Origin of the sequence: Bordetella holmesii, from assembly GCF_020735985.1 — a bacterium.
Taxonomy (GTDB): domain Bacteria; phylum Pseudomonadota; class Gammaproteobacteria; order Burkholderiales; family Burkholderiaceae_B; genus Bordetella; species Bordetella holmesii.
In genome coordinates this window covers 2,087,721-2,109,366 of sequence record NZ_CP085973.1, presented here as the reverse complement: position 1 = coordinate 2,109,366, position 21,646 = coordinate 2,087,721, and the positions used below count along the sequence as shown (strand labels likewise).

At 62.3% G+C, this 21,646-nt stretch carries 22 protein-coding genes and 3 pseudogenes; 18 read left to right on the top strand and 7 right to left on the bottom strand.

Translation table 11 applies throughout. The annotated features are described in order from the left end of the window. Nucleotides 1–53 precede the first annotated feature (53 nt). On the top strand, nt 54–527 hold the full coding sequence (locus LK440_RS10150; protein ID WP_227944725.1) for a hypothetical protein: 474 nt from the start codon (nt 54–56) through the stop codon (nt 525–527). Here LK440_RS10150 and LK440_RS10145 read toward each other — a convergent pair. Next, a complete protein-coding gene (locus LK440_RS10145) occupies nt 524–1,285 on the bottom strand; it encodes a 3-oxoacyl-ACP reductase (protein ID WP_005013046.1) in 762 nt (253 codons plus the stop codon). The genes LK440_RS10150 and LK440_RS10145 overlap by 4 nt on opposite strands. A gap of 139 nt (nt 1,286–1,424) precedes the next feature. Then, nucleotides 1,425–1,976 (bottom strand): Dps family protein, encoded by a 552-nt coding sequence (locus LK440_RS10140; RefSeq protein ID WP_005013048.1) that lies wholly within the window; start codon nt 1,974–1,976, stop codon nt 1,425–1,427. A 231-nt stretch (nt 1,977–2,207) separates the two neighbouring features. On the opposite strand from LK440_RS10140, the gene LK440_RS10135 reads away from it, so the two are divergent. Continuing rightward, complete coding sequence (locus LK440_RS10135) at nt 2,208–2,423, top strand: hypothetical protein (RefSeq protein WP_005013050.1); 216 nt, start codon at nt 2,208–2,210, stop codon at nt 2,421–2,423. A 134-nt stretch (nt 2,424–2,557) separates the two neighbouring features. On the opposite strand, the gene LK440_RS10130 is transcribed toward LK440_RS10135, so the two are convergent. Continuing rightward, the gene (locus LK440_RS10130) at nt 2,558–3,151 is read right to left on the bottom strand and encodes a DUF2325 domain-containing protein (protein ID WP_005013053.1); all 594 of its coding nucleotides are present in this window, start codon (nt 3,149–3,151) and stop codon (nt 2,558–2,560) included. Nucleotides 3,152–3,354: 203 nt separating this feature from the next. On the opposite strand from LK440_RS10130, the gene LK440_RS10125 reads away from it, so the two are divergent. The 9 genes and pseudogenes from LK440_RS10125 to LK440_RS10085 form a co-directional block, all read left to right on the top strand. After that, nucleotides 3,355–4,389: a sensor histidine kinase gene (locus LK440_RS10125; protein ID WP_005019158.1), complete on the top strand. Its 1,035-nt coding sequence runs from the start codon at nt 3,355–3,357 to the stop codon at nt 4,387–4,389. Then, nucleotides 4,386–4,943 (top strand): response regulator transcription factor, encoded by a 558-nt coding sequence (locus LK440_RS10120; RefSeq protein WP_005013056.1) that lies wholly within the window; start codon nt 4,386–4,388, stop codon nt 4,941–4,943. The genes LK440_RS10125 and LK440_RS10120 overlap by 4 nt, the downstream gene beginning before the upstream one ends. A gap of 265 nt (nt 4,944–5,208) precedes the next feature. After that, nucleotides 5,209–6,117 carry a ubiquinol oxidase subunit II gene (gene cyoA / locus LK440_RS10115; protein WP_005013057.1) on the top strand — a complete coding sequence of 303 codons (909 nt, stop codon included), beginning with the start codon at nt 5,209–5,211 and terminating at the stop codon, nt 6,115–6,117. A gap of 3 nt (nt 6,118–6,120) precedes the next feature. Further along, the gene (gene cyoB / locus LK440_RS10110; RefSeq protein ID WP_005013059.1) at nt 6,121–8,097 is read left to right on the top strand and encodes a cytochrome o ubiquinol oxidase subunit I; all 1,977 of its coding nucleotides are present in this window, start codon (nt 6,121–6,123) and stop codon (nt 8,095–8,097) included. 6 nt (nt 8,098–8,103) lie between these two features. Next, nucleotides 8,104–8,718, top strand: coding sequence for a cytochrome o ubiquinol oxidase subunit III (gene cyoC / locus LK440_RS10105; protein ID WP_005013069.1), 615 nt, complete (start codon nt 8,104–8,106; stop codon nt 8,716–8,718). Next, the gene (gene cyoD / locus LK440_RS10100) at nt 8,718–9,062 is read left to right on the top strand and encodes a cytochrome o ubiquinol oxidase subunit IV (RefSeq protein ID WP_005013070.1); all 345 of its coding nucleotides are present in this window, start codon (nt 8,718–8,720) and stop codon (nt 9,060–9,062) included. The genes cyoC and cyoD overlap by 1 nt, the downstream gene beginning before the upstream one ends. A gap of 190 nt (nt 9,063–9,252) precedes the next feature. After that, nucleotides 9,253–9,498 (top strand): annotated as a pseudogene (locus LK440_RS10095) (pirin family protein); the annotation flags it as partial. Between the two features lie 60 nt (nt 9,499–9,558). Beyond that, a pseudogene (locus LK440_RS10090) lies at nt 9,559–10,681 on the top strand (IS3 family transposase). A gap of 14 nt (nt 10,682–10,695) precedes the next feature. Continuing rightward, nucleotides 10,696–11,325, top strand: a pseudogene (locus LK440_RS10085) (pirin family protein); the annotation flags it as partial. On the opposite strand, the gene LK440_RS10080 reads toward LK440_RS10085, so the two are convergent. Further along, on the bottom strand, nt 11,303–12,187 hold the full coding sequence (locus LK440_RS10080; RefSeq protein ID WP_227944724.1) for an SAM-dependent methyltransferase: 885 nt from the start codon (nt 12,185–12,187) through the stop codon (nt 11,303–11,305). The pseudogene LK440_RS10085 and the gene LK440_RS10080 overlap by 23 nt on opposite strands. 424 nt (nt 12,188–12,611) lie before the next feature. Between LK440_RS10080 and LK440_RS10075 the strand changes: the two genes are divergently transcribed. Together LK440_RS10075 and LK440_RS10070 are read left to right on the top strand one after the other, a co-directional pair. After that, nucleotides 12,612–14,006: a methyl-accepting chemotaxis protein gene (locus LK440_RS10075; protein ID WP_005013086.1), complete on the top strand. Its 1,395-nt coding sequence runs from the start codon at nt 12,612–12,614 to the stop codon at nt 14,004–14,006. 159 nt (nt 14,007–14,165) lie between these two features. Next, entirely contained in the window at nt 14,166–14,840 is a 675-nt protein-coding gene (locus LK440_RS10070; RefSeq protein WP_005019165.1) for a M23 family metallopeptidase, read from the top strand. A 3-nt stretch (nt 14,841–14,843) separates the two neighbouring features. Here LK440_RS10070 and LK440_RS10065 read toward each other — a convergent pair whose 3' ends face one another. Then, entirely contained in the window at nt 14,844–15,446 is a 603-nt protein-coding gene (locus tag LK440_RS10065; protein WP_005013088.1) for a CopD family protein, read from the bottom strand. Here LK440_RS10065 and LK440_RS10060 point away from each other — a divergent pair. The 5 genes from LK440_RS10060 (at nt 15,445) to LK440_RS10040 (ending at nt 19,979) form a co-directional block, all read left to right on the top strand. Then, the gene (locus tag LK440_RS10060; protein ID WP_005013092.1) at nt 15,445–15,927 is read left to right on the top strand and encodes a YajQ family cyclic di-GMP-binding protein; all 483 of its coding nucleotides are present in this window, start codon (nt 15,445–15,447) and stop codon (nt 15,925–15,927) included. The two genes, LK440_RS10065 and LK440_RS10060, sit on opposite strands and share 2 nt — an antisense overlap. Before the next feature lie 324 nt (nt 15,928–16,251). Continuing rightward, nucleotides 16,252–18,063 (top strand): allophanate hydrolase, encoded by a 1,812-nt coding sequence (gene atzF / locus LK440_RS10055; protein ID WP_005013094.1) that lies wholly within the window; start codon nt 16,252–16,254, stop codon nt 18,061–18,063. 159 nt (nt 18,064–18,222) lie between these two features. Further along, on the top strand, nt 18,223–18,597 hold the full coding sequence (locus tag LK440_RS10050) for a COG4315 family predicted lipoprotein (RefSeq protein WP_005013098.1): 375 nt from the start codon (nt 18,223–18,225) through the stop codon (nt 18,595–18,597). 12 nt (nt 18,598–18,609) lie between these two features. Beyond that, nucleotides 18,610–19,134, top strand: coding sequence for an RNA polymerase sigma factor (locus tag LK440_RS10045; protein ID WP_005013100.1), 525 nt, complete (start codon nt 18,610–18,612; stop codon nt 19,132–19,134). Further along, a complete protein-coding gene (locus LK440_RS10040; RefSeq protein WP_005013101.1) occupies nt 19,131–19,979 on the top strand; it encodes an anti-sigma factor family protein in 849 nt (282 codons plus the stop codon). Before LK440_RS10045 ends, LK440_RS10040 begins: the two co-directional genes overlap by 4 nt. Here LK440_RS10040 and LK440_RS10035 read toward each other — a convergent pair. Both LK440_RS10035 and LK440_RS10030 read right to left on the bottom strand, forming a co-directional pair. Beyond that, nucleotides 19,963–20,667: an SDR family oxidoreductase gene (locus LK440_RS10035; protein ID WP_005013105.1), complete on the bottom strand. Its 705-nt coding sequence runs from the start codon at nt 20,665–20,667 to the stop codon at nt 19,963–19,965. The two genes, LK440_RS10040 and LK440_RS10035, sit on opposite strands and share 17 nt — an antisense overlap. 82 nt (nt 20,668–20,749) lie before the next feature. Continuing rightward, nucleotides 20,750–21,553, bottom strand: a complete 804-nt coding sequence (locus LK440_RS10030) for an EamA family transporter (RefSeq protein ID WP_017685446.1) — start codon at nt 21,551–21,553, stop codon at nt 20,750–20,752. Nucleotides 21,554–21,646 lie beyond the last annotated feature (93 nt).

Sequence of the window (21,646 nt, the reverse complement as noted above, 5' to 3'; positions counted from 1 at the left end):
CGAGCGCTCGTGCCGGGTGTACAGTGGCTTTGACTACTGCCGGGGAGGGCATCATGAAAATCGCAAACGGGATGCGGGGGCTGGCCATGATCTGGACCATGGCTGGCCCGGCGCAGGCGGCCGGTCCGTTGGACGCCGCGCGTGAGATGGTGGCGCGCCAAGACCTCGGCGTGGCCTTGCTGCCCATGGGCATGGCCGCGGCGTTGCGCACGCAAACGTATGCCGGCTTGGTTCAGCATCTGGGCGCTGATAAAGCCCACATGTTGCTCGAAGAAGAGCTCAAGCGTGCGGCGCCTACCTATCGCGTCCAGTGGGAAGAAAACCTCGCCCAGGCCTATAGCCAGTTCTTCACGGCAGCCGAACTGCACTCGGTAGCCGAAAAAGGCGATGCCGCGCCCGAGGCCGCCAAAATGCAAAGCGCGGCCAATCAGGTTGGCGCGGCGATGATGCAGCTGTCTGCGCCACTGCTGAGCCAATATGTGGCCGATGCCTTGCTCGGCGCGCAAAAACGCGCCAGTGCGGGTTAGTCCTTGACCAGGCCGCTGTCGACCACGAGATTCTGGCCCGTCACCGCGCGCGACCACGGCGACAAGAAAAACAGAACCGCGTCGGCAAATTCGGCCGGCGTGGTGACACGGCGCAAGGGGGTCAGGCTGGCGATCAGCTCGAAGACGGCTTCGGGTGTCGATGAGCTGGCATCGGTGGTTTGCAGCAGTCCGCCTGAGACCATATTGACCGTAATGCCATCGGGGCCAAGATCCTGCGCGGCGGTGCGGGTCAGCGACAGCAAGGCAGCCTTGGAAGCCGTGTAGTCGTGGTACGGCACGACCGGGTTCTGTACCAGGTTGGTGCCAATGTTGACGATGCGTCCAAACCCGGCCTGCCGCATGGCGGGCAGCGCGGCCTGCATGGTGTTCAGTGCCCCTTTGACGGCACCGCTGAGTTGACCCTCAAAGCGGTCCCAGGTGATATCGCCCAGCAGGGGGCGGGCATCGCCATCAAAGCGGAAATCGGCCAGCGCATTGTTGACCACCGACAGGACGGGCTGGCCCGTGTGGTCGGCCGCCGCGGCCAGCATCGCGCGTACCTGGGCGGCATCCGTGACGTCAGCCTGCAGCGCGATGGAAAGGGGGCCGAGTTCTTCAGCCAACGCCTGGGCCTGGCGCTGGCTGCGGCGATAGTTGATGATGACGCGGGCGCCGGCCTGTGCGAGGGCACGCGCGATCGCGGCACCCAGACCGCGGCCTGCGCCAGTGACCAGAACGGTTTGTGCGGATAGGTCCATATGAATCTCCTGTACGCGGGCATTATGCCTGCTGCAGGAGGCCGCCATCGCGACAGTGCGCGGCGTGCGCCGGCACCAGGGCGGAAACGAAACTGCCCCGGACACACCGGGGCAGTCGGGCAGTCAGACCACCGCTGGCTTAATGCCCGGTGCTGTCGGCCTGGCGGCTGGCTTCGAACAGGAACCAGGTACGCTTTTCCGTCTCGTCGATCCAGTTTTCGAGCAGACTGGAACTGGCGATGTCGTGGTATTCGTCGGTCACGTCATGCGCTTCGCGCAGGGCCGCAGCCAGCGTCTTGTTGTCATCGCGCAGCTCGGCCAGCATGTCCAGCGGCTGGACGTAATCGGCATCGTTATCCAGCACGCGTTGCATGCGGGCGATGTGGCCGATGGAGCGCAGCGTGGTGCCACCGATCTTGCGCACGCGTTCTGCCAGCGCGTCGGTCATGGCAAACAGTTCGTCGCCTTGCTCGTCGAGCATCAGATGGTAGTCACGGAAGTGCGGGCCGCTGACGTGCCAGTGGAAGTTCTTGGTTTTGAGGTAGAGGGCGAAGACGTCAGCCAGCAGCTGGTTCAGGGCCGCAGAGATGTCGCGGGTCGCGGCCGCGGCCAGATCAGTCGGGGTGGCTAGGGGGCGCTTGCGGCGTTGTGCCGCGGCGCTCTTCTGTTTCGGATCCAGTTTCTTGACCATAGCAAGCAACTCCTTTTTTGAGGGTATGTCCGAGTCAGTTCCGGCGATGTGAATCATGCCGGCTCGCCTCTAGCGTAAACCCCATGGCCTGCTTTGCCAACCCGTGATCGTGCGAGGACATGACATGGCGCAATGCCGCGAGGTTGCATTGCGTGTGCGGATGGGCGAGGATGGCATACGTTGAACCAACCTCGTGCGGCCAGGCGCCGCCGGCATTCGGGAGTGACAGGTATGGAATGGAAAATCGTGCGTAGCGGCTGGGTGGGCGACCGCAATTTCGATGTCGAGATGAGCGAAGAAACGGCCGGCTTCGTGCCCCGCGTAAAAGTGTATGGTTTTCCGACGTTGGATGTGGCCGATGCCCCCTATCCTACCGAGGCGCTAGCGCTCAAGGGCGCGCTGCGTCGCCTGTCGCAGGAATTCGACGAAGAGCCGCGTTTCGAGTAAGACCTTGGGGGGTTCATGCTTGCCTGAGCCCCCGACCCGTTTTGTGCCGCGCAGTGCAGCAGTCCGTCGCGCCCACGGTGCTGCGGCTGCCTCATGACCGAGGCGAAGCACTGGCGTCTGCCAGACGCCGTGTTTTAGCCCGGCTTGCGTGAAGCCGGCGGCTGAATGACGGCCTCGGGGCTGTCCACCAGAACGCATTGTTTGCCCGTACGCTTGCAGTGGTCACGTACCCGCCAGTAGGCGTCGTGACTGATGCAGCCAGTCTGGCAGATGACCAGATCCGCTGCGTGCAGACTGGCCTCCAGGGCCTCTTCTTCGCCCTCATGGGTGAGAAACCGCCCGCCGGTGCTTTCCACCAGTTGCCGGGCCAGGCCAGCGGTGTTGCCGTCGCCGCCCACACAAAGCACGGCCCGGGTGCCTGCACCGTTGCGCTGGCGGGCCAGTGTGCGGACTCTTTCCATGAGTTGTTCGACTTGTCGCGCCAGGGTTTTGCGCCGCGGCAGTTGCGCGGCCTCGCGCAACGCCTGCTGATCCGCCTCGGCCCAGGCCATGCGCGTGTCGCGCAGAATGACCGCTAGACGGGTCTGGAACAGGGCATTTTCAAGGTGGTCGATACGTTCGGCCTGGCGGCGCAGGCGCACGGAGCAATCGGCCTGGATGCGGCCGTAGGCTTGCAGCAGGGCAGCGTGCTCGGAGCGAAGCTGCTCAGTGTCGGATAGCGTGGTCATGCGGCCTCCTGGAACGAACGCGGCGGAATTCGCGCAGATCAAAAGTATAATTGATAATCATTATTATTTGTTGACCTGAGTTTATACGTCTGCGCGGCGGACTCTGCCCGAGCATCCCAGGGAGATTCCTCCTACAATTAGGGGTTTGGCTTCGGTCAGGGGCATTTCCTGATCTCATCCCGCCCTCGCGGTTTTTCTTGCCCATGCCTGGTAGTTCCGCCATTTCTTTCCTGCGCACCTTGTGCAGCCTGCGTTGGTTAGCCATCGGTGGGCAGGCCATTACCGTGCTGGTGGCCAGCAGCTTGTTGGGCTTGCCCTTGCCGCTGGAGCCCTTGTGGGCCGGCGTCGGGGCGCTGGCGGCTTTCGTGCTGCCAGGCGGCTGGGCGTTTGCTGCGGCCTTGGCCAGTCTGGCGGGTTACACCGCTGCGGCCGTATTCGGGCAGCCCCTGGCCAGCAGCCACAATACTTATTTGTTGCTGCTCTGGGGCCTGGGCGCGAATTTTCTGATTTCGGCAGGTGTGGTGCTGTATTTTTCGACCCGCCTGGCCACCGATATGCGAGCGCAGGAGCGTGAGCTGGCCTTGTTGCGCGAACGTTTCACCCGCAACGAGGGTATCGTCGCGCTGGCCACCCATGCGGCAGCGATGGCGCATGAGTTGAACACGCCGCTGGCCACCATGACGCTGCTGGTCGACGAGGTGCGCGAAGAGCTGCAGGACGACCCGGACCAGCGCGCCGACATCGATACGCTGCGCGAACTACTCGCGTTGTGCCGTGAGCGCATTCGCAATCTGGCCGTGCCCACGGAGGTCGATCTGGTGCGCGTAGTGGGGCAGTGGCGTCTTATCCGGCCTACTATCGACCTGCGCCGCACCGGCAGCCTGCCTGAGTCCTTGCGTGTGGAGCCCTCCATCGCGCACCTTTTGCAGGCGCTGCTGAACAATGCGGCCGATGCGGGCGAGGAGGCGGGCGATCCACGCGTGGATTTGCACCTGGAGTTTCTCGGCGGTGCGTTGCGCGGCGAGGTGCGTGACCATGGACGCGGCTTCGATCCGGATCACACCGTGCTGCCGGCGCTTTTCAATAGCGACAAACCGGGGGGGCTGGGTGTGGGCCTGGCGCTTTCGCATGCCACGGTGGAACAATTAGGAGGTGAAATGGCCATTTCTGCTGCCGAGGGTGGCGGTGCCCGCATCAGCTTCCATCTGCCTTTGGGCGGGACGACATCACCACTATGACGGAATCCAACTCCCCGGTCGGTCTGCTGATCGACGACGACGAACTCTATGTAAAGACGTTGCAGCGCAGCCTGGCACGCCGCGGACTGCAAACCCATGTGGCCTGTAACATTGCCGAGGCGCTGCGCGTAGCCGAGGAGGTGCGGCCGGCGTTCGCTCTGGTCGATCTGCGCCTGGGCGAAGACTCCGGTCTTACCTTGATCCGTCCCTTGCGCGCCCTGCGCGAAGATATGCGCATCCTGTTGGTGACGGGTTACGCCAGTGTGGCCACGGCCGTCGAGGCGATCAAGCGCGGCGCAGACGACTACTTGCCGAAACCGGCCACCGCCCCCATGATATTGAGAACGCTGGGTCTGATGAAGCCGGAAACGGTTACGATTGAAGCGACCATGACCCCGTTGCACCGCCTAGAATGGGAGCACATCCAGCAGGCCTTGCATGAGACGGGTGGCAATGTGTCGGCCGCCGCCCGCCTGTTGGGCATGCACCGGCGCTCTCTGCAGCGCAAGCTCATGAAAAAGCCCGGTCCGGAGCGCGATTCCATGATCGAGTAGCGGATCCGCACCACGAGGCAAATTTTGGCTGCGTCATATTGTCGCAGCCCCTGCTGGCGGCGATACCGGCCATCAGACCCTGCTGATAAGCCTGAAGCCCGCACATTCCAGCCTGACGCCGTTCAGCCTGCGTCATTTTGTCGCACCCCCAGTGGGCGCTGCACTGGCTAAAGTCCAAGTCTGTTCTGGTTCTGTGTGAAATTCCGCGTATTGCGGTCTGACCTCGGACTGTCAAACCTTTTCTCCATCCATCCCAAGGCTGTACGTGAAACACCCCCACCTTGCGACTATCGCGCGCACGCTCGCTGTCGGCGCTGTCCTGCTGCTTGGCGGCTGCACGATGGAAATTCTCTCTCCCAAGGGAGACATCGGCGCCCAGGAAAAAACCCTGCTCCTCACCGCACTCGGCTTGATGCTGTTGATCGTGGTGCCCGTCATTTTCTTGACGCTCTACTTCGCATGGAAGTACCGGGCCTCCAACACGAACGCCGAGTACCTTCCGAAGTGGTCGCACTCGACCCGCATCGAAGTCGTGGTCTGGACGATCCCGTGCATCATCATCGTCATTCTGGCGGTGCTGACCTGGAAGTCCTCGCACGAGCTGGATCCCTATCGCCCGCTTGAGTCGACGGCCAAGCCGGTGACCATCGAGGTGGTGTCGCTGGACTGGAAGTGGCTGTTCATCTACCCGGAATACGGCATTGCCACGGTCAATCAGATCGCCTTCCCGGTCAATACCCCGGTTAACTTCCGCATCACGTCGCAGTCGGTGATGAATTCCTTCTTCATTCCGCAACTGGGCAGCCAGATCTACTCGATGGCGGGCATGGAGACCAAGCTGCACCTGAACGCGTTCGAGGAAGGCGACTACGCCGGCCTGTCGGCGAACTACAGCGGCGGTGGCTTCTCGGGTATGCGTTTCCGTGCGCTGGCCATGTCGCAGCAAGGTTTCGACGACTGGATCCAGAAGGCCAAGGCCGCCAACCAGGCGCTCACGCCTGAGGTCTATGCCGCGCTGATCAAGCCGAGCGAGCACAACCCGGTGGCGCTGTACTCGGATGTGCCTGTCGGCATGTTCGATTACATCGTGCACAACCAAATGAGCAAGATGGCCGGTGTCGACCCTGCGACGTGTACGCCCGCCTCGAAGAATCTGATCGCTGTTGCGGAGTAATTGATGTTCGGAAAACTCACTCTGGAGGCCGTTCCGTACCATGAACCTATCGTCATGGTTACGCTGGCCGCTGTCGCCCTGGGAGGCCTCGCGCTCCTGGGCGCGATAACCTATCTGGGCAAGTGGAAGTATCTGTGGACCGAGTGGTTTACCACCGTGGATCACAAGCGCATTGGCGTGATGTACATCATCGTCGCCCTGATCATGCTGCTGCGCGGCTTTGCCGACGCCATCATGATGCGCACCCAACTAGCGGTCGCCTCGGGCGACTCGACCGGCTTTCTGCCGCCGCATCACTACGATCAGATCTTCACCGCCCACGGCGTCATCATGATTTTCTTCATGGCGATGCCCTTTATTACGGGCCTGATGAACCTCATCGTGCCGCTGCAGATCGGCGCGCGCGACGTGGCCTATCCCTTTCTGAACTCGCTGAGCTTCTGGCTGTTCTCCGCTGGCGTTGTGCTGATCATGATGTCGCTGTTCGTGGGCGAATTCGCCGCGACCGGCTGGCTGGCGTATCCGCCGTTGTCGGGTCTGGATTACAGCCCGAGCGTGGGGGTGGATTACTACATCTGGGCACTGCAGATATCCGGCTTGGGCACGACGCTAAGCGGCATCAACTTCGTGGTCACCATCCTGCGCATGCGTGCGCCGGGCATGAACCTGATGAAGATGCCGGTGTTCACCTGGACGGCCCTGGTTACCAACATCCTGATCGTGGCGGCCTTCCCTGTGCTGACGGCCACGCTGGCGCTGTTGACGGCCGATCGTTATCTCGGTACGCACTTCTTTACCAATGACGGTGGCGGCAACGTCATGATGTACGTCAACCTGATCTGGATCTGGGGCCATCCTGAGGTCTACATCCTGATCTTGCCGTGCTTTGGTGCGTTCTCTGAAATCATCGCGACCTACTCGCGCAAGCCCCTGTTCGGCTACAACTCCATGGTCTACGCGACGGCGGCCATCGGCGTGCTGTCCTTCCTGGTCTGGCTGCATCACTTCTTCACCATGGGGGCGGGGGCCAACGTCAACGCCTTCTTCGGCATCGCGACAATGATCATCTCCATCCCGACAGGGGCGAAGGTGTTCAATTGGCTGTTCACGATGTACAAGGGCCGCGTGCAGATGACCACTCCGGTGCTCTGGACCATCGGCTTCATGGTCACCTTCGTGATCGGCGGCATGACCGGCGTGCTGATGGCCATCCCGGCGGTGTCCTTCGTGCTGCACAACAGCCTGTTCCTGATCGCCCACTTCCATAACGTCATCATCGGCGGCGTGGTGTTCGGTTGTATCGCGGCAATGACCTACTGGTTCCCCAAGGCCTTCGGCTTCAAGCTGAACGAACGCCTGGGTCGCTACTCCTTCTGGTGCTGGTTCATCGGTTTCTACCTGGCCTTCATGCCCCTGTACATTCTGGGCTTCAAGGGCATGACGCGCCGTCTGAACCACTACGACAATCCGGAGTGGCAGCCTTATCTCATCGTTGCCCTGGTCGGCGCCTTCTTCATCGCGCTGGGTATCTGGTTCCTGCTGCAGCAAGTCGTGGTCTCGATCCGTGACCGCAAGCAGAATCTGGACCTGACCGGTGATCCCTGGAATGGCCGCACCCTGGAATGGGCCACGTCGTCGCCTCCGCCGTTCTACAACTTTGCCCACGTGCCCCACGTCGATGCCCTCGACCAGCACTGGGAAGACAAAGAGCGCGGCATTGCTTACGTGCAGCCCAAGAAGTACGAAGATATCCACATGCCGCGTAACACCGGTGCCGGTATCTACATCAGCGCGTTTGGTCTGGTGATGGGTTTTGCCCTGATCTGGCACATCTGGTGGCTGGCGGCCGTCGGCCTGGTCGGCATGATCGGATGCTTCATTGCCCGGGTCTACGACCGCGACGTGGATTACTACGTCCCCGCTGCCGAAGTCGAGCGCATCGAGAACGAACACTACGCCAATTTGCAAAAGGCGGCCTGATCCACTATGACTCACGCTGTAGCCAACCCCTCTCACGATGCCCATCACGGGCATGAGCACCACGACGATGGATCCAAGACCGTTTTCGGTTTCTGGGTCTATCTGATGAGCGACTTGCTCATTTTCTCGGTGCTGTTTGCGACCTTTGCCGTGCTGTCGAATGCGACGGCGGGCGGCCCGCACGGCAGCGAATTGTTCGACCTGAACTTCGTTCTGGTCGAAACGATGCTGCTGCTGATCTCCAGCTTCACCTTTGGCGTGGCCATGCTCAATCTGCATGCGGGCAAGGCCAACAAGGTGATCGCCTGGCTGGTCATCACCTTCTTGCTGGGCGCCGGCTTTATCGCCATGGAGCTCTATGAGTTCCAGCACCTCATCCATGAAGGCGCGGGCCCGGACCGCAGTGCCTACATGTCGGCCTTTTTCTTCCTGGTCGGCACCCACGGTCTGCACGTCACCGCCGGTTTGCTGTGGATCATCATCATGATCGACATGGTGCGTCGCCACGGCCTGGATAGCGTCAACAAGCGTCGTCTGTCGTGCCTGAGCCTGTTCTGGCACTTCCTGGACATCGTCTGGATCTGCGTCTTCACCTTTGTCTACCTCATGGGAGCCATCTGATGTCCGCTCATCACGACGTCGCCCACGCCGACCATGCCGATCACGGCAGCCTGAAGTCCTACATCATCGGTTTTATTCTCTCCATCGTTCTGACCCTGCTCGCTTTCTGGCTGGTCATGAACGGCGGTTTCTCGCGCCAGCTCATCTTGATCGGCGTGCTGGTACTGTGCGTGGCCCAGTTGCTGGTTCAGCTGGTCTTCTTCATGCACATGGGCGCATCCAAGAGCCAGCGTGACAATCTGGCCGCCTTCATCTTCACGGTCATGGTGATTGCCATCATCGTGGGGGGATCGATCTGGGTGCTGCACAACATGAACGCCAACATGTTGCACCCCATGCCCTGAGCCTTCTGGGCTTGAGCAGCATGCAAAACGGCGCCCGGTGAGGGCGCCGTTTTGCATGGGATCGCCGTCAGATTGTTCCGCTGGCAGGACACTGCGGCTACTTGCCGCGCCTATGCGGCGGCAGTTGGTGGATCTATGCTTGGGCATCGCGTCCGAACGCTATCTGTCTCGGACCAACAGGAGTCGATCAATGAATCGCAAGGCTGTGCTCGAGCGCCTCTCGGCGCCTTCGCCGCACTGGGTGGGCAACGGATTCCCGGTGCGCTCGTTGTTTTCCTATCCCTCGCTCGGTCGCCGGCTCAGCCCGTTTTTGCTGCTGGACTACGCCGGGCCGGCGACCTTTGCGGGCGACGGTGTCAGGCGCGGGGTGGGCGAACATCCGCATCGCGGCTTCGAGACAGTGACTATTGTCTACGCAGGCGAGGTGGCGCATCGGTGACCTGCTCCCCGTGATTAGTACGAAATCGATGTAGAGTCCGTTCCCAAAGGAATGGCAATGAAGAAACGATTTACGGAAGAGCAAATCATCGGCGTGCTCAAGGAAGCCGATGCAGGTGCCAAGCCCGCAGAGTTGTGCCGCAAGCACGGAATCTCCGAGGCAACGTACTACAACTGGAAGGCGAAGTTCGGTGGCATGACGGTGTCGGACGCTCAGAGGCTCAAGGAGCTGGAGCAGGAGAACAACAAGCTCAAGAAGCTGTTGGCCGAGTCGATGCTGGACAAGGCGGCGCTTCAGGATCTGCTAAGCCGAAAGTAGTCAGCCCGCAGGCCAAACGCGAGGCGGTCAGGACATTAATGACCGAGCGCAGCATGGGTGTTACCCGGGCCTGTGGGCTGGTAGGAATTTCGCGGTCGCTGTTTGCCTACGAGAGCACACGCTCAGGCGATGCTGCGCTGACCGAGCGCATGAAAGAGATGGCAGTGGCGAAACGACGCTACGGCTATCGGAGGATCCATGTGCTCTTACGTCGCGAAGGCTGGCAAGCAAATCACAAGCGAATCTGGCGGCTGTACAGTCTGGCAGGGTTAAGCGTGCGAAAACGAAAGCGTAAGCGAATCGCGGCGACCGAGCGCGTGGTTCGCCCAGCGGCAATCGCGCCGAATCAGAGTTGGTCAATGGACTTTGTGGCCGACGGCCTAGCCTATGGCCGCCGATTCCGCTGTTTGACTATCGTCGATGACTACACTCGCGAATGCCTGGCCATCGAGGTCGATACGTCGTTGCCGGGACTGCGTGTTGCCATGGTGCTGCAACGGCTGGCGGAGATGCGTGGCCTGCCGCGATCTATTACCGTGGACAACGGGCCAGAGTTCGCCGGAAGAGCCTTGGACGCCTGGGGGCCTACCAAGCAGGCGTAAAGCTGTCGTTTATTCGGCCGGGTAAGCCGGTGGAGAACGCTTATATCGAAAGTTTCAACGGCAAGTTCCGCGACGAATGCCTTAACGAGCACTGGTTCTTGTCCCTGCGACAGGCTAAAAGCTTGATCGAAAACTGGCGAGTCGAGTACAACACCGATCGGCCTCACAGCGCGCTCGGATATTTAACGCCGGCGCAATTCGTGCAGGCTCATCAGAAAGAAGGTCTTTTACCCCTGGGCTCTATGTCGGTGCCGTACTAAATCTGGGGGCAGGTCATCGGGATTCGACCGGGCAGGGAGGGGTGATCGGACCCGGCGACGTGCAATGGATGACCGCCGCAGGCGGCATCTTGCACGAGGAGTTTCATTCGCCGGACTTCAGTGCCAAAGGCGGCGAGCTGGAGATGGTCCAGTTGTGGGTCAATCTACCCGCGGCGCACAAGATGGCCGAGCCGGGCTATCAGGCCATCGGTGCGCAACAGATCCCACAGGTGGATCTGCCCCTGGCCACGCTACGCGTCATCGCGGGTGAGTTCGGGGGCACCCGCGGGCCGGCGCGCACGCACACACCGATGAATGTGTGGGACCTGCGTCTTTCGCCTGGCGGCTCGCTGAGTCTTGGCGTGCCCGACGGTCATCAGGCAATCGTCGTCGTGCTGCGAGGCACGGTGCTGCTCAATGAGGACGAAGTGCTGCGCGATGCGCAGTTGGCCGTACTGGCAGCATACGGCGAGATCGTGGACCTCGAGGCCAATAATGACGCGCTCGTGCTCATCCTCAGCGGTGAGCCCATCGACGAACCCATCGTCGGGCATGGCCCTTTCGTCATGAACAGCCGCGAGGAAATCGTGCAGGCGTTTCAGGACTTCGAGAGCGGACGCTTCATCCGCAGCGTCGCGCGGTAACGGTCGGAAAGAGGGCGGCGGGATCGTCGTGAAAAACGATCTCGTCCAGCCCTGCATCCTGCAGCAATGCACGGGTCCTGGCGTGGCTGCGCAGCCCCGTCCAGGCTGGTTGCAGCAGCCGGGTGAACAGCACCTGCTGCAACATCAGGTCGTCCGGATTCAGGATGTCCATCCGCCAGGGCGAATCGGGGCTTAGGCTGGGCGGTGGCGTCATGAAGCTGGTCACCAGAAGCCCCGTTGGTTTGAGCATGGCGGCGCAACGCCGGTAGAGCTCTCGCACCCGGTCGTCGTCGGGCTCATAGATGGACAAGCCGTGACTGACGACAATATCGGCGGCCACATCCAGGCGACATCTCCAGGCATCCTCTTGCCGCAACTCGACGTCCATGCCCAGTTCGGCGGCGCGTCGCGCCGCCGTGGCCAACGCGGCGTCATCGATGTCGATGCCGATCAGACGAGCTGGGCGCGCTTGACTGAAGTCCAGGCTCAAGAGGTCGGTCAACGTGCCGCAGGGCAGACTGACCAGTGCCATGCCTGGGCGCAATGCGTGCTGAAGTTGTCGCGTGAAAATTTCGAAACGCGCACGTGTGGCGGCGGCCGCGGGCAGGCGTTGCAGGAGCATGCGTTCGGTAGCCTCCCCGGTGCCGGGCTGGCGGCCAACCACCACGTCGGTCCAGTGAGCGTCCAGCCCGCCGTGAGTCAGCAGAAACTCACCGAGCTGGCAATTTGCCACGTCGCGCAGCAGAGCGACCTGCCGGCTGACGGGCCAGCCGGGAAGGTCGCCCAGCTCGGCCAGACGGGCTTCGAGATCCGTGCGCGAACGGTGTTGGCCATGGCTGAGGTTTCGGAGGTCGCGGGTCATGAATGGGCTCGAACGGAAAAAGTACACAACTTACTTTCCGTGCCGCGAGCGCCATAGGGGCGAATGCCTGATTTGCGCATGCGCAGGTGCGCAGCCGCCCCTCTGTTTTTAGTATGAAATAAATGTAATTTTTTTGCGGTTAGAGAATAAATCCAATATTTCGTTTCCTGGTAATTTCAAGAAATGAATAAATGTTTTGTATGTTTCATTGGTGTTTACTCTGTGATATGGGCCAATTTTCTGGTGTAGATTTGTTTTAACACGTTGAAATTCAAAGATCTGCGACGGTTTTTGCCCGATAGACGAAGACCGCTCGTGCCACGAAAGACTGTTTCAAGAAGTGTTTTTGCCTGTTACGAATAATCAGCCGGGTGCGGGTCCGTTTCCCGGGTCTTGTTATTACTGAAATTGGCCGGAGGTGGGGATGCAGCACTTCTCATGGGGAAGATGGCTCGGACGGCACGCAGCCGAGCAGGGCGCCAGGCTGGCGGCATTGGATAAAGTGCAGGCGGTGATCGAGTTCGACCTGGATGGGCAGGTGCTGGCGGCCAATGATATTTTCCTGGAAACCTTCGGCTATACCTTGCCGGAGATTCTGGGTCAGCATCACCGCATATTCATCGATGCTGAGGAAAGAGATACGGGCGCTTATCAGCGCTTCTGGGAAAAGCTTGCGTTGGGTATGCCCGATTCGGGGCGTTACCGTCGGGTGGCCAAGGACGGCCGCGATATCTGGCTGCAAGCCAGCTATAACCCGATTTGCGATGCGCAGGGTCATCCCGTCAAAGTCGTCAAGTACGCAACCGACATAACTGCGGAGCAACTGCGGCGCGCCGATGCCGAGGGGCAGCTCGAAGCCATCGGCAAAGTCCAGGCTGTTATCGAGTTTGATTTGCAGGGCTATATCCTGCATGCCAATGATTTATTTCTCGGTGCCCTGGGTTATCGCCTGGATGAGGTCGTGGACCAGCACCACAGCATGTTTGTCCAGTCCGAGGAGCGTCGCAGCGCCGCCTATGGGGACTTCTGGCGACGCCTCAGTTCGGGAGAGCATCAGACCGGCCAGTTTCTGCGTATCGGCAAGGGTGGCCGCAATGTGTGGATCGAAGCCAGTTACAACCCCATCTTCGATGCCGACGGCCGTCCTTTCAAAGTGGTGAAGTACGCCACGGACATCACGCGGCGCTTCACTGCGGCGCAGACCCTGCGCGTGGCGGTGCAGAGCCTGAGCGAGAATGCCGAACGAGCATCGCAGGCCAATGACCTGGCGCAGGAGGCTTGCCTCGTGGCCGAGCAGGGCGGCCAGACCGTTCATAACGTCATCAGCACCATGAATGCCATCACGGCCAGTTCGCGCAAGATCTCCGAGATCATAGGCGTGATGGGTGGCATTGCGTTTCAGACCAATATTCTGGCGCTCAACGCTGCCGTAGAGGCCGCGCGAGCAGGCAACCACGGAAAGGGCTTTGCCGTCGTGGCCGCCGAGGTTCGCAGCCTGGCGCAAAACAGCGCCGCGGCAGCCAAGGAAATCAAAGACCTCATTCGCAGTTCGGTCCAGCAGATCGAACGTGGCGCAAGTCTGGTCCAATCGGCGGGCAGCACCATGACCGACATCGTAGCGTCCTCGCGCCGCGTGACGGAAATCATGGCAGAGGTGGTGCAGGAGTCCCTGGAGCAATCTGGCAGGCTGGGAGACGTGACGGAGGATCTGACACAGGCCAGCGCCGGCGGGCGGCAGGCGCCTGTGGCCAGGCTGGCGCTGACGGAACCTCGCGCGTTGCGCATCGATGCCGCACGGCCCGCGTTGGTCACTCACTGAGGCCTAAAATTGGCCAAACGCCGCTCAATATCCGGTAAAACAGGGTTCTGAGCGGCGGCGAGGCAGGTGGCCCGGCGTATTTCTTGGTACGCTAGCCAGGCTAACCACTTCGCCGCTGATAACGTTTTGTCCAGAAACCCGCTGTCCCTGCTCCCCCGCTTGCGCCTGATTCTGGCGTTGAGCCTGATTGCCGTGCTTGCTGCGTGTGCATCCTCATCCGGAGGCGGGGCCGCCGGTGCGGGTTTTCACCGGGTCGAGGCGGGCGAGACGCTCACGAGCATTGCGCGGCGTTATGACCAGAGCGTGGCGGATCTGGTGCGCTGGAACAAGCTCTCCAGCGCGAACCAGATCGATAAGGGGCAGGTGTTGCGCGTCGTCGCGCCCGGCGGCAGCGCCAAGGCGTCGTCGGGCGCTTCTTCCCCCCGAGCCGCGGCGGCCAAGGCCGCGCCGCGGGGCGCTCCCGTGCGGGGCATAAGCTTGATCTGGCCGGCCGAGGGCAAGCTTACCCGCGGCTATAACGGATCCTCTTCCAATGGGCTGGTCATCGCCAATGTGTCCGGCTCGCCGGTGAAAGCCGCCGCCGCTGGCACGGTGGCCTACGCCAGCAACGGTTTGCGAGGGTATGGCAATCTGGTCATTGTGCGTCACGGGTCGACCTTCATCACCATCTACGCCCATAACCGCAAATTGCTGGTCAAGCAGGGGCAAAGCGTCAAGCAGGGCCAGCAAATAGCCGAGATGGGCAATAGCGACGCCAGTTCGAATCAGCTCTACTTTGAACTGCGGCGCGATGGCAAGCCCGTCGACCCGACTGGCGTGCTGCCCACACGCTGACGCTCAAAGCAGCACGGCGGCGACGATGAGCACGCCCAGCACCAGATTGACGCCCACCCAGGTCCGCAGCGTCGCGGCAACCTGAGCGCCGGCGGGCCAGTCGGCACGCTCGACGGCGGCATTCAACCGTGCAAAGAGGGCGTAGCGGACATAAAAATAGATCGCGGCCATGACCACGCCCAGCCCGGCCATGAGGTGCCAGGCAGGCGGGATGTTCAGACTGCCGCCGGTGGCTCGTACCTGAGAGGCGACATCCGCCAGCATCCACGCCCCGCTTGCCAGGGCAATCAGGATGGCTGCCAGTACCGCGCCCAGAAACCGCGCCAGCAGGCCGCGCAACGTCTGCAGCCGTAGGGGCGGCGGCAGACAGGCCAGCGCCGGCCGCACGAAAAACAAGGTATAGGCCATGCCGCCGAGCCAGAAAATGACGGCCAGCACATGCAGCAGTTTCACCACGTTGTAGACCATGGCCTTGCCTTGGAAGAGACGAAAGTCTTCATCATACTGGCGCGGGGGGCAAGGCTCATGAATTCGTCTTAAACTGGCGTTCAGGAGGCCGGGCAGGCTGCCCGGCCGTTTCAGAGCTTTCTTCAGGATTTGTTTCATGTCGAGTTTTGACGTGGTTTCCGAGGTCGACAAGCACGAGCTGACCAATGCGGTGGACCAGGCCAACCGGGAGTTGTCCACCCGTTTCGATTTCAAGGGCGCCAATGCCAAGTTTGAGCTGGAGGGCTATGTCGTCAATCAGATAGCCTCCAGCACCTTTCAACTCAAGCAGATGCTCGATATCTTGCGCGGCCGCCTGTCGGCTCGCAATATTGACGTGCGTTGCCTGGAGGAGGATGCCCCGCTCGAGAACCTGGGGGGAGCGCGCCAGAAGGTCACCGTCAAGCAGGGCATCGAGCAGGCCACGGCCAAGAAGCTGGTCGCCGCCATCAAGGCGAGCAAAGTCAAAGTCGAAAGCCAGATCAACGGCGACAAGCTGCGCATCACGGGCAAGAAGCGCGACGATCTGCAAGCCGTCATGCAGTTGCTGCGCAAGACGGATGTCGACCTGCCGCTGCAGTTCGACAACTTTCGCGACTAGATAGCAGCTGGATGGCGCGGCTGGCTGATCGGGCCTGCCGCACGGCCCGGCCGCCCGCATCGCAGGAGCCCCTGGGCGATGGCGGCAGGGCCGGTATGGTGCGTGCAGCACAACAACAGTGCGCGATCCGCCCGCCTGCCGTGCCTGGCCAGGTGCACGGCACAGGCCGGGCCAGGTGGGGCCGCGTGGCCTCAGCCGCCGGCCTAGGCCGGGGGGGCCATTGGAAAAATCGCTTCGGCGAACACGCCTGTTTGGCAGTGGCATGCAGAGGTGGCATGGCGCTTGCTTGCGTATCCAGACTTGTACACAAGAAAGGATTCCAGCATGAATACATACGCCGCACCAATCCTGGGATGGACCTTGGCGCAATGGCGCCAGGCGTACCGTGAGGGTGCTACGCCCGAAGCGCTACTCGCTGCTTTTACGGCGGACAGCGGTCATGACAACGCCTGGATTGCCGGCCTGAGCGCGGCCGGGCTGGCGGATCAATTGTCAGGTCTGGCACGGCTGCTGCATCGCGCCGGCGGAGATAGGGAGCGTTTGCCGCTATATGGCGTGCCCTTTGCGGTCAAGGATAATATCGACGCGCAGGGCTGGCCCACGACGGCGGCCTGCCCGACGTTTTCTTATGTGCCGGATACGGATGCCACCGTGGTGAGCAGATTGCGCTCGGCCGGTGCCATCCTGGTGGGCAAGACCAACCTTGATCAGTTTGCTACCGGTCTGGTGGGTACGCGCTCTCCACATGGACCCGTGCGCAATACGTTCGATGCAGACTACATCAGCGGCGGCTCGAGCTCGGGCTCGGCCTCGGTGGTCGCGCGCGGTTTGGTGCCGTTCTCGTTGGGCACGGATACCGCCGGCTCCGGGCGCGTACCCGCCGGGTTCAACAACATTGTGGGCTTAAAGCCTACCCGAGGGTGGCTCAGCACGGCAGGCGTCGTGCCGGCCTGCCGGACGCTGGATTGCGTCTCGGTTTTTGCGCTGACCGTCGAGGACGCCCTCGCGGTGGCGGACATTGCGGGTGGCTTCGACGGTGCGGACCCTTACTCGCGCGCCGAGCCATTGGGCGCGCGCATCTCCTGGCAGGCGCCAGCGCGCGTGGCGGTGCCGGCGCAATGCGAATTTTTTGGCGATGAGGCGGCTCGCCGCGTGCATGAGGAAGCCCTGGAGCGCTTGCGTCAGATGGGCGTGCATATCGAGGCGATCGACTTCACGCCTTTCGAAGAATTGGCCACGTTGCTGTATCAGGGTCCCTGGGTCGCCGAGCGCTTTGCCGCCGTCCAGTCGGTCTGGCGTGACCAGCCCGAGGCGATGGATCCGGTGGTGCGCGGCATTGTGGAGCAGGCCCAAAACTTCAGCGCCACCGATGCCTTCGTTGCCGAGTATCGCCGCGCCGCGCTGGCCCGACGAATTCAGGACACACTGGCAGGCTTCGATGCGCTGGTCGTGCCGACATCGCCTTCCATTTATCGCATAGAGCAGTTGCAGGCCGATCCGGTGACGCTCAATTCACGGTTGGGTTTCTACACCAACTTTGCCAACTTGGCCGACCTGTCGGCGCTAGCCGTACCAGCGGGCATGCGCGACGACGGCTTGCCTGCGGGTATCACGTTTATTGGTCTGACCTGGCAGGACCACGGATTGGCCGCGTTTGGTCAACGCTGGCAGCGTGCGTTGGATCTACCCATGGGTGCTACTGGCAGGCCATTGCCGCCTGCCGACGTGCTGCCGATCTCGGTCGATACCGTCCGCGTAGCCGTGGTCGGTGCGCATCTGAGTGGCATGCCGCTCAATCATCAGTTGATCTCACGGCAGGCGACGTTGGCGGAGCAGACGCGAACGGCCGCCCGCTATCGCCTTTATGCGCTGGCCAATACGACGCCGCCAAAGCCGGGCCTGGTGCGCGGGGAGCACGAGGGGGCGAGTATCGACGTGGAGCTTTGGGACGTGCCCAGTGTGCATTTCGGGTCATTCGTGGCGTTGATCTCCGCGCCGTTGGGCATAGGCACGCTGGAGCTGGCCGACGGCCGCCAGGTCAAAGGCTTTATCTGCGAGCCTTACGGACTGCAGGGCGCGCGCGACATCACCGCTTATGGGGGGTGGCGCGCTTTTGTCGCCGACGCTCAGCGCTGACTCAGAGGCGCAGCATCATGGTCGAGACGATGCCTATCGCGATCCTGGGTGAGGTCGTGCGGCGGGCACAGAGATTTTTTCGGGGTGTCAGGGAATATCGGCCCCCGAGCCGACGTCTATGGTTTCGCAACACCTGACTTCCACTCTAGGAGCGAGACGATGAAACGACATTACGCTTACCTGGCCCTGGTGGGCCTGAGCCTGATCGCCGGCGGTGCTCAAGCGCAGGCGCCGGCCAAGGCCGAAGCCGGCATGCTGGTCGATGCCAAGGGCATGACGCTATACACCTTTGACAAGGACAGTGCCGGTAGCGGCAAGAGCGTATGCAACGATGCGTGCGCCAAGGCGTGGCCGCCATTGGTCGCGCCGGCCGGCGCCAACGCACAGGGAGACTGGAGCATCGTCACACGCGACGATGGCAGCAAACAGTGGGCCTATAAAGGCAAACCGCTGTACCTCTTTGCCAAAGACAGCAAGGCCGGCGAGAAAGCGGGCGACAACGTCAAGGACGTGTGGCACATTGTGAAGCCCTGATAAGGGATTCTCATGTCCGGCGATATCGAAGCCCTGATCGTGGCCTGCATTCCCAGCCTGCGGCGCTATGCGCGGGGGCTGACGGGCGATCGTGATCGGGCCGATGATCTGGTGCAGGACACGCTGGAGCGGGCCTGGCGCCGCTATTCGCGCTGGCAGCGCCGTGGCGAGCTGCGGGCCTGGATGTTCGGCATCATGCACAACCATTTCATCGACGGGCTGCGCGCGCAAAAGCGCCAGCCCGAGCTCGCCGGCGAGACGGCTCTGCAGGACTTGCCTGCGCGCCCCACGCAGGATGACGGTCTGGCCGTGCGCGATCTCGACCGCTCTTTGGCCCGACTGTCGGCCGACCAACGCGCCATTATTTTGCTGATCTCGGTGGAGGAGTTCAGCTATGAGGAAGCGGCCCGTGTTCTGGACGTGCCGATAGGCACCGTCATGTCGCGCCTGTCGCGAGCCCGTGAGCGGCTTGCCGCTTTGCTGGCCGAGGCACCGCCCACGCGGGTTGCGGCCACTTTGCACCGCATCAAACCATGAAAGACGATTCTCTTGCCGGTGGCGCTCCGATTGCCGAGGCCGACCTTCATGCCCTGGTCGATGGACAGTTGACTCCTGCCAGAAGGCAGCAGGTGCTGGCCTACCTGGCGGGCAACGAGGCTGCCCAGCGCCAAGTCGAAGGCTGGTCGCGACAGAAGGCTCTGTTGCATAAGCACCTCGATGGGGTCATGGACGAGCCCTTGCCCTTGCGCCTGCCGCTGCGAGCCGCACCTGCCCGCAACTGGGGCTGGGCGCTGGCCGCGGGGGTATTGATCGCTGCAGTCAGCGGTAGCGCGGCCTGGATGATTCGTGGGGGCATGGACGCCCACGCGCAGCGCAGCCAACTGGCGCAGGCTGCCGACAGCGGCGGCTTTGCCCAGCGTGCGGCAGTCGCACATGCCGTGTTCGCGGCCGACATGCGGCGGCCGGTCGAGGTGGGCGCGGATCAGGAACAGGCCATGGTGACTTGGCTCACGCGCAGGCTGGGAGCCCAGGTCCATGCTCCTTTACTGGCGCAGGCCGGCTATGAGCTGGTGGGCGGGCGTGTGTTACCCGGAGGGCGTGGCGCGGTGGCTCAGCTTATGTACAGCTCCCAGGCAGGTCAGAGGCTGACGCTTTATGTCACCCATGAGGCCCGGGGTGAAACGGCGGCCTTTCGCTACATGCAGGACGGGCCTGTACGTGTTTTCTATTGGGTTGAGGGCAGCCTCGGTTATGCCCTGTCGGGCGCAGTCTCGCGCGAAGAGCTGCAGCGGCTGGCGCACGAGGTCTATCGGCAACTGGCGCCCGGCCCGGCTGAGGCGGGCGCCAACGGCCTGAAGGCGCCGTCTATACCGAACGGGTGATGCCGCCATCGATACGGATGTTCTGTCCGGTGATGTAGCTGGATTGTTCGGATGCCAGAAAAGCGATGAGATCGGCCACTTCTTCGGCCCGGCCATAGCGGCCCATGGGGATGCGGTCGCGCCGGTCTTCTTTTTCCGGCAGGCTGTCGATAAAGCCTGGCAGCACGTTGTTCATACGCACGTTGGACGCCGAGTACTCATCGGTAAATAGCTTGGTGAAGGCGGCCAGGCCGGCACGGAATACCCCCGAGGTTGGAAACGCCGCCTCAGGCTCAAAGGTAGCGTAAGTCGAGATATTGACGATCGAGCCGCTGCGCTGGGCCTGCATGATGGGGGTGACCAGACGGGTAATGCGCACGACGTTGAGCAGATAGAACTCCATGCCCCGGGTCCAGTCGGCATCGCTGATCTCCAGCAATTTGCCCTTTGGGCCATGGCCGGCACTGTTTACCACGGCGTCGATGCGGCCCCAGCGTTGCATGGTGGCCTCGACGAGGCGGGCGATGTCGTCCGGCGACAGGTTCGAGCCCGTCATGCCCAACCCTCCCAACTCCTTGGCCAGTGCCTCGCCCTTGCCGGACGACGACAGAATGGCGACTTGAAAGCCGTCCGCAGCGAGTTTGCGGGCGGCTGCCGCACCCATGCCGCTGCCGGCGGCGGTGAGAATGGCGACTTTCTGCTGGCTCATGGTTGCTCCGTATGTGCGAAAACTGGGTGCCCTATTTGATCAGGGGCGCGCGCCCTGTGCAAACGCTGCCGCGACGGCGAGATCAGCCGCGGCGGCTGCTGGCGGTGATTCCGCCCGACGCGATGACAATGGCCGCCACCACCAGCCATTGGGTCATGCTCAGGGTCTCGCCAAGGAAAAACAGGCCGGAGATGGCGCCAAACACCGGCTCGAGGCTGAGCAAGGTGCCAAAGGTGCGCGCGGGCAAGCGTTGCAGGACTTGCATTTCCAGTGCATAGGGCAGGGCGCTCGAGAGCAGCGCAACGGCGATGGCCCAGGGCAGCAGGTCGGGGGCGAACAGGGCTGCCGCACCGGCGTGGGCCAGCCCGAATGGCATTACCCCGAGCGCGGCGATGCCGGCAGCCAGGGCCACGGTGCGCGAACCATAACGCAGTCCCGCCCGCTGACCGAACACGATGTAAAGCGCCCAGCACAGCCCTGCACCCAACGCGTAGCCCACGCCCTCCGGATCCAGGCTGCTCAGGTCGTCACCGTGGGGCATGAGCGCCAGCAGGCCCGCGGCGGCCAGTGCGATCCAGGCAAAGTCGCGCAGGCGGCGCGATGTCAACACCGCTACGGCGAAAGGGCCGGTGAACTCCAGTGCCACGGCCACGCCCAGCGGCACAGTGCGCAGTGACATGTAGAACATCAGGTTCATGCCGCCCAGCGTCAGACCGTAGAGGACGACATCTCGCCATCCTTTGGCGTCTAGCTTCAGGCGCCAGGGTCGGAGCACGGGCAGCAGCATCAGCGCCGAGAAAAACAGGCGCAATGCGGCCGTACCCTGGGCACCGACGGCGGGAAACAGCGTCTTGGCCAGGGCAGCGCCGCCTTGCAGCGAGGCCATGGCGATGAGCAGTAGAACGACGGGGTAAAGCGGAGAGCGGGTCATGGAGTGACAGTCGTGATCAGCCCGCGATTCTACGGCACCTCTCTCTCA